Annotated in this window: 14 protein-coding genes; 7 read left to right on the top strand and 7 right to left on the bottom strand. The window is 60.2% G+C overall.

Going from position 1 to position 14,858, the window contains the following annotated elements:
- The first annotated feature begins 48 nt into the window (after positions 1 to 48).
- From recQ to NHU87_RS12420, 4 genes are all read left to right on the top strand, one after another.
- A complete protein-coding gene (recQ, locus tag NHU87_RS12405; protein ID WP_008010974.1) occupies positions 49 to 2,175 on the top strand; it encodes a DNA helicase RecQ in 2,127 nt (708 codons plus the stop codon).
- 119 nt (positions 2,176 to 2,294) lie between these two features.
- The gene (locus tag NHU87_RS12410) at positions 2,295 to 2,729 is read left to right on the top strand and encodes a MarR family transcriptional regulator (RefSeq protein WP_253548686.1); all 435 of its coding nucleotides are present in this window, start codon (positions 2,295 to 2,297) and stop codon (positions 2,727 to 2,729) included.
- Positions 2,730 to 2,856: 127 nt separating this feature from the next.
- The gene (locus NHU87_RS12415) at positions 2,857 to 4,677 is read left to right on the top strand and encodes a FimV/HubP family polar landmark protein (protein ID WP_253548688.1); all 1,821 of its coding nucleotides are present in this window, start codon (positions 2,857 to 2,859) and stop codon (positions 4,675 to 4,677) included.
- Between the two features lie 112 nt (positions 4,678 to 4,789).
- Complete coding sequence (locus tag NHU87_RS12420; protein WP_007895010.1) at positions 4,790 to 5,077, top strand: SelT/SelW/SelH family protein; 288 nt, start codon at positions 4,790 to 4,792, stop codon at positions 5,075 to 5,077.
- On the opposite strand, the gene NHU87_RS12425 is transcribed toward NHU87_RS12420, so the two are convergent.
- Both NHU87_RS12425 and NHU87_RS12430 read right to left on the bottom strand, forming a co-directional pair.
- Complete coding sequence (locus tag NHU87_RS12425) at positions 5,071 to 5,964, bottom strand: DMT family transporter (protein ID WP_253548691.1); 894 nt, start codon at positions 5,962 to 5,964, stop codon at positions 5,071 to 5,073. The genes NHU87_RS12420 and NHU87_RS12425 overlap by 7 nt on opposite strands.
- A gap of 295 nt (positions 5,965 to 6,259) precedes the next feature.
- A complete protein-coding gene (locus NHU87_RS12430; RefSeq protein WP_253548693.1) occupies positions 6,260 to 7,018 on the bottom strand; it encodes a helix-turn-helix transcriptional regulator in 759 nt (252 codons plus the stop codon).
- Positions 7,019 to 7,166: 148 nt separating this feature from the next.
- Here NHU87_RS12430 and NHU87_RS12435 point away from each other — a divergent pair, with 148 nt between their 5' ends.
- Complete coding sequence (locus NHU87_RS12435) at positions 7,167 to 7,982, top strand: UDP-2,3-diacylglucosamine diphosphatase (protein ID WP_095051704.1); 816 nt, start codon at positions 7,167 to 7,169, stop codon at positions 7,980 to 7,982.
- Positions 7,983 to 8,124: 142 nt separating this feature from the next.
- On the opposite strand, the gene NHU87_RS12440 is transcribed toward NHU87_RS12435, so the two are convergent.
- Together NHU87_RS12440 and NHU87_RS12445 are read right to left on the bottom strand one after the other, a co-directional pair.
- The gene (locus NHU87_RS12440; protein ID WP_253548695.1) at positions 8,125 to 8,715 is read right to left on the bottom strand and encodes an HD domain-containing protein; all 591 of its coding nucleotides are present in this window, start codon (positions 8,713 to 8,715) and stop codon (positions 8,125 to 8,127) included.
- Positions 8,716 to 8,809: 94 nt separating this feature from the next.
- Positions 8,810 to 9,121: a DUF962 domain-containing protein gene (locus NHU87_RS12445; protein WP_007895016.1), complete on the bottom strand. Its 312-nt coding sequence runs from the start codon at positions 9,119 to 9,121 to the stop codon at positions 8,810 to 8,812.
- 158 nt (positions 9,122 to 9,279) lie between these two features.
- Here NHU87_RS12445 and NHU87_RS12450 point away from each other — a divergent pair, with 158 nt between their 5' ends.
- The gene (locus tag NHU87_RS12450; RefSeq protein WP_253548697.1) at positions 9,280 to 10,341 is read left to right on the top strand and encodes an AraC family transcriptional regulator; all 1,062 of its coding nucleotides are present in this window, start codon (positions 9,280 to 9,282) and stop codon (positions 10,339 to 10,341) included.
- On the opposite strand, the gene NHU87_RS12455 is transcribed toward NHU87_RS12450, so the two are convergent.
- Complete coding sequence (locus tag NHU87_RS12455) at positions 10,298 to 11,752, bottom strand: TrkH family potassium uptake protein (protein WP_253548699.1); 1,455 nt, start codon at positions 11,750 to 11,752, stop codon at positions 10,298 to 10,300. The two genes, NHU87_RS12450 and NHU87_RS12455, sit on opposite strands and share 44 nt — an antisense overlap.
- Before the next feature lie 122 nt (positions 11,753 to 11,874).
- On the opposite strand from NHU87_RS12455, the gene NHU87_RS12460 reads away from it, so the two are divergent.
- Positions 11,875 to 12,441 (top strand): NAD(P)H nitroreductase, encoded by a 567-nt coding sequence (locus tag NHU87_RS12460; RefSeq protein WP_253548701.1) that lies wholly within the window; start codon positions 11,875 to 11,877, stop codon positions 12,439 to 12,441.
- A 97-nt stretch (positions 12,442 to 12,538) separates the two neighbouring features.
- Here NHU87_RS12460 and NHU87_RS12465 read toward each other — a convergent pair whose 3' ends face one another.
- Entirely contained in the window at positions 12,539 to 13,879 is a 1,341-nt protein-coding gene (locus tag NHU87_RS12465) for a sensor histidine kinase (protein ID WP_253548703.1), read from the bottom strand.
- 287 nt (positions 13,880 to 14,166) lie between these two features.
- On the bottom strand, positions 14,167 to 14,616 hold the full coding sequence (locus NHU87_RS12470) for a Spy/CpxP family protein refolding chaperone (protein WP_253548706.1): 450 nt from the start codon (positions 14,614 to 14,616) through the stop codon (positions 14,167 to 14,169).
- Between the last annotated feature and the right edge of the window lie 242 nt (positions 14,617 to 14,858).

Consider the following 14,858-nt stretch of genomic DNA (forward strand, 5'->3'; position numbering starts at 1 on the left):
ATTCTGAACCAGCCTTGCAGGGATGTTTCGGTGATTTTTGGAGTTTTTATGCTCGAACAGGCACAACGCGTCCTCAAGGACATCTTCGGCTACGACAGTTTCCGTGGCCGTCAGGGTGCAATCATTGAGCGCGTGGCCAGTGGCGGCGACGCCCTGGTGCTGATGCCTACCGGTGGCGGCAAGTCCTTGTGCTTCCAGGTGCCGGCACTGCTGCGCGAAGGCCTGGCGGTGGTGGTGTCGCCGCTGATCGCGCTGATGGACGATCAGGTCGCCACCCTCGAAGAACTGGGCGTCGCCGCGGCGGCGTTGAACTCCACGTTGAGCGCTGAGCAACAGCGTGATCTGGCGGCGCGGATCAAGCGCGGCGAGGTCAAAATGCTCTACCTGGCGCCCGAGCGCCTGGTTCAGCCGCGCATGCTGGCCTTCCTGCAAAGCCTTGAAATAGCTCTGTTCGCCATCGACGAAGCGCATTGCGTGTCCCAATGGGGGCACGACTTCCGTCGGGAATACCTGCAACTGGGCCAGTTGGCGGAATTGTTCCCCAACGTCCCGCGTATTGCCCTGACCGCGACGGCCGACAAGCGCACCCGCGAAGAAATTGTCGATCGTCTGCATCTGCAGGATGCCGAGCGTTTCCTCTCGAGTTTCGACCGCCCCAATATTTTCTATCGCATCGTGCCCAAGGAACAGCCGCGCAAGCAGTTGCTGGCGTTCCTCGCCGAGCGGCGCAGCGATGCCGGTATCGTTTACTGCCTGTCGCGCAAAAAGGTTGATGAAGTAGCGGTGTTCCTCAGTGAGCAAGGTTTCCCGGCGCTGCCGTACCACGCCGGTCTGCCCAACGACACGCGGGCCCATCACCAGAAGCGCTTCCTCAACGAGGAAGGCCTGATCATGGTCGCCACCGTGGCGTTCGGCATGGGCATCGACAAGCCTAACGTGCGTTTTGTCGCGCACCTGGATTTGCCTAAGTCTCTTGAAGCCTACTACCAGGAAACCGGTCGCGGCGGTCGTGACGGCCTGCCGGCGGATGCCTGGATGGCGTACGGCCTGCAAGACGTGGTGATGCTCAAGCAAATGCTGCAAAACTCCGAAGGCGACGAACGCCATAAGCGTCTGGAGCAGCACAAGCTCGACGCCATGCTCTCGCTCTGCGAAGAAACCCGCTGCCGCCGCCAGACCCTGCTCGCGTATTTCGACGAAGACATGCCCGAGCCGTGCGGCCATTGCGACAACTGCGTCGATGGCGTGCAAACCTGGGACGCCACCGAGCCGGCCCGTCAGGCGCTGTCGGCGATTTACCGCACCGGTCAGCGTTATGGCGTCGGTCATCTGGTCGACGTATTGCTGGGCAAGGACAACGAAAAGGTTCGCAGCTTCGGTCATCAGCATTTGTCGGTATACGGCGTAGGCAAAGCGATGGGGGAGAGCGAATGGCGCTCTTTGTTCCGACAGCTTGTTGCCCGTGGTCTGGCCGACATCGACCTTGAAGGCTACGGCGGGCTGCGCCTGAGCGATACCTGCCGGCCGCTGCTCAAGGGGGAAGTGACCCTGGAGTTGCGCCGCGATCTCAAGCCGCAAACCACCGCCAAAAGCAGCAAGAGCCAGGCCAGCCAACTGGTTCGCGGTGAAGAACGCGAACAGTGGGAAGCCTTGCGTGCCCTGCGCCGCAAACTGGCCGAAGAGCATGGCGTGCCGCCGTACGTCATCTTCCCCGACTCGACACTGTTGGAAATGCTCCGCAGCCAGCCGACCTCACTGGCGGAAATGGCCACGGTCAGTGGCGTTGGCGCGCGCAAACTGGAGCGTTACGGCGAGGCCTTCCTCGAAGTGCTCGGCGGTCAGGTCGAGGCGCCGAAAGTGGTGGCCGATGTGCGCCACGAGCTGATCACACTGGCCCGGGCCGGCATGACGCCGTTGCAGATCGCCGGTCAGCTGCAATGCTCGGAAAAGAACGTCTACGCGATGCTCGCCGAGGCGATCGGCAAGCAGCAGTTGTCGCTGGAACAGGCGCTGGACCTGCCCGAAGAGTTGATGGGTGAAGTCCAGGACGCTTTCCTCGACGGCGAAGGCGAACTGCCGCCCGTGTCGGAGATTGCTGCGCTGTTCGCGGGGAGAGTTCCGGAAGGTGTTTTGTACTGCGTTCGTGCCGCTCTGCAGTCGGAATTCGAAGTCTGAATGACCCGCGGCACAGATGTAACGATTCAGTACAGAGCAAGCCTTGCCTATAGCCAAAGGTCATGCTTAGCTGACTAATAATTAGTTTTTCTCTATTTTCAGCTAACCATGAGTGTTTTATGCCGTTAACCGATCAACACCGCTTTGGCATGCAGCTGGCCCAGATGTCTCGGGGCTGGCGTGCCGAACTGGACCGCCGACTGGCTGGCCTGGGTCTGTCCCAGGCGCGCTGGCTGGTGCTGCTGCACCTGGCGCGTTTCGAGAATGCCCCCACCCAACGCGAACTGGCGCAAAGCGTCGGCGTCGAAGGTCCAACCCTGGCTCGACTGCTCGACAGCCTGGAAAGTCAGGGTCTGGTGCAACGCCAATCCGTGCTGGAAGACCGTCGGGCGAAAAAAATCGTCCTTTGTGCCCCGGCCCGGCCCTTGATCGAACAAATTGAAACCATTGCCACCCAGTTGCGCCACGAACTGTTCGAAGGCGTTGATGAGGCGGATTTGAAAGTCTGCATGCGAGTCCACGGGCACATCCTGGGTAACCTGGAAAAATCTTGAGGCACAACCACGCGCCGGACTTTTGAGATACCCCGTTGGGCAGACTATAAAGAACTACTAGGCAATATCGTGTTCGTACCGGATGTGCGAACACGTACAGTTGGTTCTGGTTATCTAAGGGATGCTCATGCTCGAGAGTTGGCACGTTGTATTGCGGTGTTGCGCCAGGCTACTGCTGGTCGGTGGTGCTGTCACTTACTCGGCATTGGCCCCTGCGCTCGGTTTGGGTGAGATCACCCAGCATTCGGCGTTGAATCAACCGTTCAATGCCGACATTGCCCTGGTGGACGTTAGTGGTCTGGAGGAGGGCGAGCTATCGGTCAGCCTGGCAACGGCGGACGAGTTCAGCCGCGCGGGCGTCGAGCGGGTGTTCTTCCTCAACGACCTGAAGTTCACACCGATCCTGCGGGGCAACCGCAGCCTGATCCGGGTAACCTCCAGTAAACCGGTCAATGAACCTTTCCTGAATTTTCTGGTGCAGCTCAATCAGCCCAACGGCCGTTTGCTGCGCGAGTACACAGTGCTGATCGATCCTCCGGGGTCACCGGGAATTGTTCCCGTCAACGACGAGCCCGCGCCGCGCCCTCAGTCTTCCGCGTTCCCGTCCGTCGAGCCAGCGGTTGCACCGTCACCTGCTGTGAAAAGAGCGACGCCCAAGGCCGAGGTCGGTAAACCAGCTGCTGCGCCTGCCAATGATGCTGTTGCCGAACAACTGGCCGCCAGCGTGCTGCAGAACCAGCAGCTGCAAAAGACTCTCGATGAACTCAATGCCAAGCTTCAAGCTCAGGATGAGCAGATCGCCGGGCAAAAAAAGCAGGTGATCGAGCTGCAAACCCAATTGGCGGAAGTCAAACAGGCAGCAGTAGCGCCGGTCGTGCCCCAGGTGGCGGCGGCGCCGGTGCCCGTTGTAGTAGAGGAGTCAGAACCGACTCCGTGGCTGCTGATCATCGGGTTGCTGGCAGTGGTGGCGTTGGTATCGCTCGCGGTATTCATTCGCCGGCAACGACAGCAGGCTCAGGCTCAGGCTCTGGTCCAGCCCGAGCCGTTACCCGTGCTGCCGTCGCGTCATGAACCGGTGCTCAACCGCACAGCAGAACCGATCAGGCCGACGTCCCAGCCGCAACCGCTAGCCGGATCGGCCGAAGAGACTCCCGCAGGCGACGTGCTGGAAGGGGTTGGTATCTATCTGGCGTATGGCCGTTTGTCCGAGGCGGCCGGTTTGTTGCGAGACGCGTTGGTTAGGGAACCCCAGCGCACCGATCTGGCCGTGCAACTGTTGGAAGTCCTCGGTAAACAGGGCGATGTGCAAGCTTATGACGCGCAGGAAAGCAGCCTGCGAGACGCCGGGTTCGACGCACAGCAACTTCAGGATATCCGCGCCCGCCATCCGAAGCTGATCAGCGCCGCACCGGTGGTCGCCGCCGTGGCAGTGGCGCCGTCCACGCCTGCAATCCCTGACGTTGCACCGAGCGATGAATTTCAGTTAAACCTCGATGACCTGTCGATGGATTCGAACTGGGACCTGATCAGCCCCTTCGAAAACTCACCGTCCAGCGCCAAACCGTCGGATGAGCAAGCGCAGGCAGACGAGCCCGGGTTCATCTCGAACCTGCACGTGTTACCCGATGTCTTCGAAATGCCCGAGGAGCCGACGCTGGATGAGCCCGAGCTTGAATGGATCGCCGAACCTGACGCTCAATCTCTGGACGAGACCTTTCTCAACGAGTTCAGCGATGCCAGCCAGCCGCTGGAGCTTGAGCCGCTAAGTGCTGAATTGATGGATCTTGAACCGGCGGGGCCGAGCAGCGCGGGTAAACTTGAGCAGGCCCAGACCTGCATCGATGACGGCGATCTGGACAGCGCCATCGAATTGCTTAACGAGCTGCTCAAGGAAGGCGACGAACCGCTCAAGGAAACGGCTCGGACGCTGTTGGCCGGTATTCGATAAACCCTTTCCTGTGGGAGCGAGGCTTGCCCGCGAAGAACGATAATGCGGTTATTCTGATAAACCGCGCCGTCTGGTTCGCGGGCAAGCCTCGCCCACAGGAGTTTTACCAATCATGACCGCGCGTAAACCGGAAATCGTCATCACCTATTGCACGCAATGCCAATGGCTGTTGCGCGCCGCCTGGCTGGCCCAGGAACTGCTCAGCACCTTCGGCGACGACCTGGGCAAAGTGTCTCTGGTGCCCGGCACCGGCGGGGTTTTTCACATTTTCTGTGACGATGTGCAGCTCTGGGAGCGCAAGGCCGACGGCGGTTTCCCCGAGGCCAAGGTGCTCAAGCAGCGGGTCCGCGATCAGATCGATCCGGACCGCGACCTGGGCCACAACGATCGCACTCAGTGAGACGCGGCTTCTGCCGCCACGGCGTTTTTGCTTGAGTTGCCGGACAACCGGCTGGAAACCACGATGGCGACGATGATTAGCGCACCGCCGATCAGCATGCGCAGGGTCGGATTTTCATCGAACAACAGCCAGGCCAGGGTGATGCCGTAAACCGGCTCCAGGGCAAACACCACTGACGCGGTCCGGGCTTTGATCACCGCGAGGCTGGCGACGAACAGGCTGTGGGCGACGCCGGTGCAGAACACCCCGAGCAGGCCGATCCATAACCAGTCGATGGCGCGCACTTCGCTCAACTGCGGCACCGCCACCGGCAGCAGGCAGATCGCAACCACCACGTTCTGACACAGTGCCGCCTGCACTGGCGGGATTTGTCCGGAGCTGGCGCGGTTGGTCAGGGACAGCAGGGCGAACAACAAGCCGGAAGCCACTGCCCACAGAAGGCCAGTGGTGGCGCCGCTGGCCAGATCGAAGTCCGGTGTGACCAGCACCAAGCCAATGCTGACCAGCACCACCAGCAGGATTTCGTTGGCGCGGATGCGCTCGCGGAAGATCAGCCCTTCGAGGATCACGGTAAACGCCGGGAAACTGGCAAAACCCAGGGTTGCGATCGCCACCCCGGCCACCTTCACCGCGATGAAGAAACTTACCCAGTGCCCGGTCAGCAGCAAGCCGCTGAGCAGCAGGCGGCGCAGGTCCGTGGCGTCGAGTTTGTGCCAACGGGTATTGCTGGCGAATCGTGCGAAAAACGTCAATGCGAGGACGGCAAACGCGGCACGGCCGAACACGATGATGGCCGGCGAGGCGGCGGCGAGTTTGCCGAATACGCCAGTCAGGCCGAACATCAGTGCGCCGATATGCAGAGCGCCAAGGGCGGTACGGGGAGTCATTGCAATCCTTGATAAGCGTATCGAATCTGGCCGACAACACCGTCGGCCGTTGTAGGAGCTGCCGAAGGCTGCGATCTGTTGATCTTGATCTTCGTCGATCCCGAAAAGATCGCAGCCTCCTGTAGCAGCTGGCGAAGCCTGCGTTCGAGCGCGAAGCGGTCGTAAAACCAGTGCATGCGGAGTATCAGGCAAACTACATTGTTCCGACTGCGACCGCTTCGCGCTCGAACGCAGGCTTCGCCAGCTGCTACATTTAATCGCGCAACGCTTGGTTATGTCTGTCGCCAGACTCGCGTCATTTGTCGCCAGCCTCGCGGCGCAATTTACCGGGTGAGGCTCCGAACTCACGCAGCACCGCCGCGGCGAATGCACTCTGCGAGCTGTAACCCACCCGACAGGCGATCTCGCCGATGGGCAGCGCTGAATCGCGCAACAAGCGCACGGCAATGTGCAGCCGACGACTGCGAATGTAGTCCATCGGCGTTTGCCCGCATTCAGCCACGAACCGCGCATGCAACCGAGCGCTGGACAGGCCGGCAATACGCGCCAGATCGGCGACTTGCAGCGGATAGGCCGCGTATTGATCGATGTGCGCATTCAGCGCAGCATAAGGCAGACGCCGCCCGCCCACGCTGTCGGGTTTGGCGTTGTTCAGGCTCGCCAGCAACAGCACCGCGCCTTGCTGGGCAATCAGCGGATCACTGATCTGACTGCCCGCCAGCCAACTCACCAGTTGGCTTTGCCCGGCGTCCAGCGACAGGCGCCCGGCATTGTCGAGCAAGCGGCGACTGGCCTCGGCGTGATCGCCAAGGGACTGCGAAACCCACTGGTCGCTCGGCACATCCAGCACCAGGCAACGACTGCCATGGGCGCTGTCGCAGGCATGATGCGCGCCCGACGGCACTACCACGAAACTCTGCTGCACCACCTGACTGCCTTGCCCCTCGACCTCGAAGTCCAGCGCGCCCGACAACCCGAACACCAGTTGCGCGTGGTCGTGGCTATGGACGATCAGGTCGTGGGTGTACTGGCGTAACGTGAGGATCGGTCTCATCGCAGGTCTCATGGCGATTTTGATGAGGGAGGCGCCAGTCTACACCGAGGGCGCGCAGGCGCGCGTTGTCACAGGACTGACTTGCGATTGTCATGGGCAATTAACCCGACCGGCGCAAGCTTGCCAAAACTTGTCCTGAGGGTTGTCCATGACCAGCGCCGAGCTCGCCAAACCCAGCCGTAAGCAACGTGTGCGGACCTTGTGGATTTCCGATGTGCATTTGGGCACCCGGGACTGCCAGGCCGAACACCTGTCGCAATTTCTCAAGGGCTACCACGCGGACAAGGTCTATCTGGTCGGCGACATCATCGACGGCTGGAAACTGCGCAGCGGCATGTATTGGCCGCAAGCGCATACCAATGTAATTCGTCGCCTGCTGACCATGAGCAAGCGTGGCACGGAAGTGATCTACGTCACCGGCAACCATGACGAATTCCTGCGCCGTTATTCGAAGCTGATTTTGGGCAATATCCAGTTGGTGGATGAAGCCGTGCACGTGACCGCCGATGGCCGTCATCTGCTGGTGATTCACGGCGATCAGTTCGACGTGATCACCCGTTACCATCGCTGGTTGGCGTTTCTCGGCGACTCGGCCTACGAATTCACCCTGACGCTCAACCGCTGGCTCAACCATTGGCGTGCCCGTTATGGCTACGGCTACTGGTCGCTGTCGGCGTACCTCAAGCATAAGGTCAAAACCGCCGTCAGCTTCATCAGCGATTTTGAAGAAGCCATCGCCCACGAATGCGTCAAACGCGAGTTGCACGGGGTGGTGTGCGGGCACATTCACCATGCCGAGATTCGCAAGGTCGGCGGGGTGGATTACCTCAATTGCGGGGATTGGGTTGAGTCGTGCACTGCACTGATCGAGCATTGGGATGGGTCGATCGAGTTGTATCGATTGGCCGATGCTCAGGCGCGAGAGGCCGAGTTGAAAGCGGTGAAGGTCGCGGAGCCGGCTTAAAAATCAGGTGTATTGGCCGACCCCATCGCGGGCAAGCCCGCTCCCACAGGGTTGTGGTGGTGCACAACTTTTTTGAACACTGCAAAAACCTGTGGGAGCGGGCTTGCCCGCGATGGACCGCGAAGCGGTCTCCTGTGACCTATCAGGCCGGCGAATGCTCTTCCATCGCCGCCTTGTAAATCGAATTCTTCGGCTGTGCAAACAGCCGCTCCACCATCGGTTCGAAGAAGCTCAGCGGCAGCGTGTCGTACGCCGGATCAAACGCCGCCGCATCGTACCGGGCGCAAAATTCGATGGTCGCCTGATACTGCGGATGACGGCTGAATTGCTCGCGCAAATGCCGATCCATGCCCAGGTGATGAAAGAAGTAATAGCCCTGGAAAATCCCGTGCTTCTCCACCATCCACAGGTTCTCGGCGCTGACGAACGGCTTGAGGATCGCTGCGGCGATGTCCGGGTGATTGTAGGAGCCCAGTGTGTCGCCGATGTCATGGAGCAGGGCGCAGACCACGTACTCTTCATCGCGACCATCGCGCCACGCGCGGCTGGCGGTTTGCAGGGAGTGGGTCAGACGATCCACCGGGAAACCGCCGAAATCCCCCTCCAGTAACTTCAGGTGCGCCACGATCCGTTTGGGCAATTGCCGGGCATAGGCACTGAAATCTGCGGCGATGATCGCCCAGTCTTCCTGCGTGCCGTCCTGCATATGAGTAAAACGGGCGTGGGCATTCATCGGCTATCCTCTTGTTCTGATCGAAAGGGATGTGTTGAGTGTAGAACCTGGATCCAGCATTGGCTGCACAAGACGCTTTTGGGGCCCATGGAGCCTAGAACGCCACGCGACCCAGAATCATGTCGCGGTACATGACGAAATCGCCGAGCAGGCTGTAAAGAGGATGCTGGAAGGTGGCAGGGCGATTCTTCTCGAAGAAGAAATGCCCGACCCAGGCGAAGCTGTAACCGGCCAGCGGCAGGGCCAGCAACATCCACCACGCGCCGTTGCCGATGGTCAGCGCCAGAATGAAAATAACCAGGGAGGTACCGACAAAGTGCAATCGTCGACAGGTGCTGTTGCGATGTTCGCTGAGGTAATACGGGTAAAACTCAGCGAAGCTGTTGAAACGCTTGATGTTTTCCACGACTGCGATCTCTGTGGTGGTTGGGCAGGCGACAAGCTGTCCTGCGGGTAGCCTATTTAAGTCTAGAGTGATCATTAGCATCAGCCAGTGACAATGGGCGCCACTTTAGTATCCTTCGGAATTGGGTCGTGGCATGCGGCCATCACGTAGTAAACGCCATGAGCGAACGAACGACTTCTGCAAGCTGGGCGATGGGGATTGTCAAAGCACTGGAAATGGACGGCCTGGATTGCCGGGTTCTGTTCAAGCAGCTAGGGCTCGACTATGCGGCACTGGATGATCCGGATGCGCGCTTCCCGCAAGATTCCATGACGCGGCTCTGGCAGCGCGCGGTCGAGCTGTCCGGTAACCCGGCGATCGGCCTGAACATGGGCAAGGTGGTGCGACCGGCGTCCTTTCATGTCGCCGGTTATGCCTTGATGTCTAGCCAGACCCTGGCTGAAGGCTTTCAACGTCTGGTGCGTTATCAGCGAATCATCGCCGAAAGTGCCGACTTGAGTTTCCGATTGCTGGATGAGGGTTACGCGCTGATTCTGACGGTGCATGGCGACCACCTGCCGCCGACCCGACAGAGTGCCGAAGCATCAATGGCCTGCGCCCTGGCACTTTGCGGCTGGCTGACCGGCCGCGTGCTCCAGCCGCGCAAAGTCTTGCTGCAAGGCGACGACCCCGTTGATCTTGAACCCTATAAACAAGCTTTCCATGCCCCGTTGATGTTCAACGCGCCTTATGACGCCTTGATCTTCGAGCGCGCCGACATGGAGGCACCGCTGCCCACTGCCAATGAGGCCATGGCGCGGTTGCACGACCGGTTTGCCGGCGAATACCTGGCGCGGTTTTCCGAGACCCGCGTGACTCACAAGGCGCGCCAGGTGTTATGCCGTCTGCTGCCCCAAGGCGAACCCAAACGCGATGCGGTGGCCCAGACGCTGCACTTGTCGCAACGCACCTTGCAGCGCCGCTTGCAGGAAGAGGGCACGAGTTTTCAGACGTTGCTGGATGACACCCGACGTGAACTGGCCGAGCAATACCTGGCGCAACCGAATATGACCCTGCTGGAAATTGCCTACCTGCTGGGGTTTGCCGATCCGAGCAACTTCTTTCGCGCCTTCCGCCGCTGGTTCGATTCCACCCCCGGCGAATACCGGACGCGGTTGATGGAAGCGCCCATGCCGATCAGTGACGCCAGAACGCCGGGATACACAGAACAAACACCGTAATGATCTCCAGCCGGCCCAGTAGCATGCCGAACGAGAGAATCCACTTCGCGGCATCCGGCAGGCTGGCGAAGTTGCCCGCCGGGCCGATCGTTTCGCCAAGCCCCGGGCCAACCCCGGACACTGTGGCGGCCGCGCCGGTAAGCGCTGTCATCCAGTCCACGCCCAGTAGCGACAGCAGCAATGCGATGACGCAAATGGTGATGGCGAAGAAGAACGAAAAGGTCAGGATCGAGCGCACGATTTCTTCGTCGAGACGGTGGCCGTTGTACTTCTGCTTGATCACCGCACGCGGGTGAATCAACTGGTTAAGGTTGGCCTTGAGCAGAATGTAGGCAACCTGGAAGCGGAAAATCTTGATCCCGCCAGCGGTCGAGCCCGAGCAGCCACCGATAAACCCCAGATAAAAGAACAGCATCAGTGAGAAGTTGCCCCAGAGGCTGTAGTCCCCCAGTGCAAAACCGGTGGTGGTCACCACCGACGTCACGTTCAGCGCCACATGCCGCAAGGCTTCCAGCCAATGCAACTGGGTGGTCCACCAGTACCAGGTGCCGAGCACCAGCCAGGTCACCAGCAACATGCCGAGCAGGCCTTGAACCTGTTCATCCTTGATCAGCGCCCGACGGTTACCGCGCAATGTGGCGACATACAAAGTGAACGGCAGGGCACCGAGAATCATGATGACGACGGCGACCCAATGCACCGCAGGCTCCGGCCAATTGGCCAAAGACTTGTCGGAGGTGGAGAAGCCGCCGGTGGAAATCGCCGACATTGCGTGATTGATTGCATCGAACGGGCTCATCCCGGCCCACCAGAAGGCCAGGCTGCCGAATATGGTGATGCCGACGTAGGCCGCAACAATCAAACGCGCCACCATGTGCGAACGGGGCATGACTTTTTCGGAACGGTCCGACGACTCGGTCTGAAACAGCCGCATGCCACCGATGCGCAGCAATGGCAGAATCGCTACCGCCATACCGATAAAGCCGATGCCGCCGATCCAGTGCAGCAACGAACGCCACATCAGGATGCCGGGGGACATGTTGTCCAGGCCGTTGAGCACCGTCGCTCCAGTGGCGGTGATGCCGGACATGCTTTCGAAGAACGAGTCGGTGTAGCTGATGTGCTGGGTCAGCAGGAACGGCAGCGCGGCGAAGATGCACACCACCAGCCAGCTGCTGACGGTCAGCAGGTACATGTCTCGCGGACGCAGATGGATGTGCTCGGGGCGCCCCGGTATTACGAGGGCCAGGCCGGCGACGAAGGTGATCATGCTCGCCCAAAGGAACGACGGCAGATCGCTGGTGCGCTCGAAGATCACCAGCGTGGCCATGGGCACGACCATGGCGATGGCCAGCGTGATCAGGAAGATGCCGATGATGAAACCAATGATCCGTAAGGTCGGCAACGCCATGAAGTCCGCTCGGGCTAATAGTAGGAAGGGCGCCATTCTACCTGCGGCGCAGGGCATGTAAACCGACGCCGTCGCGACAGTTGACGCTAGAATAGCCAAACATTTTCTACAGGAGGTGGCCGATGCAGGCTCTCGACGCTTTGCTCAACCGTGTTTCCGTCCCACGACTGCTCGATCCGGCACCGACTGCCGAGCAGCGGGAAGTGCTGTTTGCCGCCGCGATGCGCGCGCCAGATCACGGCCATTTGCAGCCGTGGCGCTTCCTGACGGTCGAAGGCGCGGCGCGCGAGCAAATGGGCGAGTTGCTGGCCGAGGCGGCGAAGCTGCAAGACAGTGATGTGTCCGAAGCCTTGCTGGACAAGGCGCGCAACGGCCCGCTGCGTGCTCCGCTGGTGGTTGTGGTGATTGCGCGTTTGCAGGAACACGACAAGTATCCCAAGTCCGAGCAACTGTTGGCGGCAGGCTGTGCGGCCCACGGGATTTTGCTGGCGGCCTATGCGCAAGGCATTGGCGCGGTATGGCGTACCGGTGAGCTGGCTTATTCGGCGCATGTGGCTAAAGGCTTGGGATTGGCGGAAGGGGAACAGGTGATTGCGTTTCTTTACCTTGGCACGCCGCAGAAAGAACCGCGCGTTGCGGAGAAAGTTGATTTGACCGAGTTTGTCAGCGCCTGGTCCGGTAAGGCCTGAAGATCAAATGCTTCGCGGGCAAGCCTCGCTCCTACGGATTTGTATTACGGCACGATCACCGCACAACCTGTAGGAGCGAGGCTTGCCCGCGAAGCTTTTAAGGCTGCACCACCGCCCCCGGCACCAATGGCAATTCCAGGCTGGCAACAAACCCGCCCTGCGGGTGATTAGCCAGCACCAGACTGCCGCCATGTCGCTCCGCCGCACGACGCGCAATGGCCAGCCCGAGGCCATGCCCGGCCGCTGTTTGCCCCGGTGCCCGATAGAACGGCTCAGCCAGTTGATTCAAATGCTCGGCCTCTACGCCGGGGCCGTGATCGCGCACGCTGACCACAATTCTGTCGCCCTGACGCGACGCCTGCATTTGGATCGGTTGCCCTATCGGGTTAAAGCGCTGGGCATTGCGCAGCAGGTTGTCCACGGCGCGCTCGATCATGGTCGGCCAGCCTTTGAGGTTCAGTTGCGGCTCGGCCTCAAGGCGCACGTTCTGCTCTGGCGAGCTCAGCTGAGCATCTTTTTGAAGGGTATTGAGCAGCGCGTTTAGATCGACTTCTTCGGCACTGGCGTTGTCGGCATCGACGCGCGCCAGTACCAGGATTTCGCTGATCAGCGCTTCCAGTCGATCGCATTCACGGGTCAGGCGTGGCCAGAGTTTTTCCCGCTCCTCAGGGTTGGCCCGCTCGGCCAGTGCCAACGCAATGCGCAGTCGGGCCAGAGGTGAACGCAACTCGTGAGACACGTCTCGCAGTAACTGCCGCTGGCTGCCGATCAGGCTTTGCAGACGTGCGCCCATGCGATTGAAGTCGTTGGCCAGCACACCGAATTCATCGCGGCGGTTGGCCAGTTGCGCCAGGCTGTTCTGTTGATACGTTGTCTGCCCCAAGTCATGCACGGCACTCCGTAAACGGCTCAGTGGTCGCGTGATGGAAAAAGTCACCAACAGGCTGAACAGGGTCAGCACCACCAGGGCGATACCCAGTGCACTCAACGGCCAGAGCAGGCTTTCGCGGTGCCAGGCATCCAGTTCCGGGTGCGGGACGCGATAGATCAGCAGATAGGTGTCGCCTGTCTTGGCGCTGGTGTATTCATCGGTCAGACGCCGCCATGGCAGGCGCCGATCGTCATTGTTCTGCCGGGCTTCGAAAGCCGCCGCCCGCCGTGGAAAGGTGCCGCGTACCACCGGATCACCTGCCTCGTTGAGCACTTGAACGTTGATGTGATACTGACGCTTGCGCTGTTCCAGAATGTCCTGGGCGGCTTCCTCACCCTGGCTTTCGTAGGTTTGCGTCCACTGTTCGGCCAAGGTGTTGAGGCCTGGGTGGCGACTGAGAATCCACGCGTCCTGGTTGAGCATGTGCCCGAGCAGAATGGAAAGCCCTGCAACCAGAGCGATGGCCAGCCAGAAGCTGGCCAGGATACGCCAGAACAATGAACGCACAGAAAATCCTCAACTAGCGCAAATCCATGTGGGAGCGGGCTTGTGTGGTGAGGGGGCAAGCCCTTATGCCAGTCAGTTAAGCGAGCAAACCGCTTTTCGTAGGAGCCAGGCTTGCCGGCGAAGGCGTCCTTAAGTGCGCTTTCGCCGGCAAGCCTGGCTCCTACAGGTCCGATTTATCCTTAACTGAGTGGAATAAGGGCTTGCCCCCTCAACCATAGAATCTCCCACATTAAATCGAGAGGCAAAAGACCCAACGGGGTTTAGCCGTTGGGTCGAGGGTTAGCGCATTATTGCGCTTTTTGCGCTTGCTGCGCTTTCCAGGCCTTGAACTCGGCCCATTCGGCGCGACGCTCGGCTTTTTTCTTCTGGATCTCGTCGAATTGCTTCTGTTGATCCGGCTTCAGCAGTGCGCGAACATCGGCTTCGGCTTTCTTGTGCTTGGCCGCCATCTCGTCTTTCAAGGCTTTCTGATCGGCTGGCGAGAGTTTTTCCAGGTACTTGTCGACCAGTTGCTGACGCTCATGCATCCGCTCGCCCATGATCTTGCGGATTTGCTCGCGCTGTTCGCGGCTCAGGTCCAGTTGGCTGTAAGGGCCTTTACCGTGCATGCCGTGCATCTGACCGCCGTGGCGTGAGCCGTCCATGTGGTCACCCATCGGACCTGCGCCTTCAGGCATGGCCATGGCAACGGTTGGCAGGGCGGCAGCAAACATCAGAGCGATAAGAGTCTTGCGCATGGTGTATCTCCTTGTCTCATTCCCGGTACGTTCCGGATGTGTGCAGATTACGGAGATCAAGGTCAGCGGCGGTCAGCGGAGCGTAAAGCTTGGGTAAAGACGATTTTCTACCTTGCTGACAAACACAAGCCTCGTAGCAGCTGTCGAGCCTGCGAGGCTGCGTTCGGCGGCGAAGCCGTCGTGAAAATCATTCACTCGGTGTTCCAGTTGAACTGCGCCGACAGGGTTTACGACTGCTCCGC

The organism is Pseudomonas mandelii (genome assembly GCF_024138395.1).
GTDB classification, from domain to species: Bacteria; Pseudomonadota; Gammaproteobacteria; order Pseudomonadales; family Pseudomonadaceae; genus Aquipseudomonas; species Aquipseudomonas mandelii_E.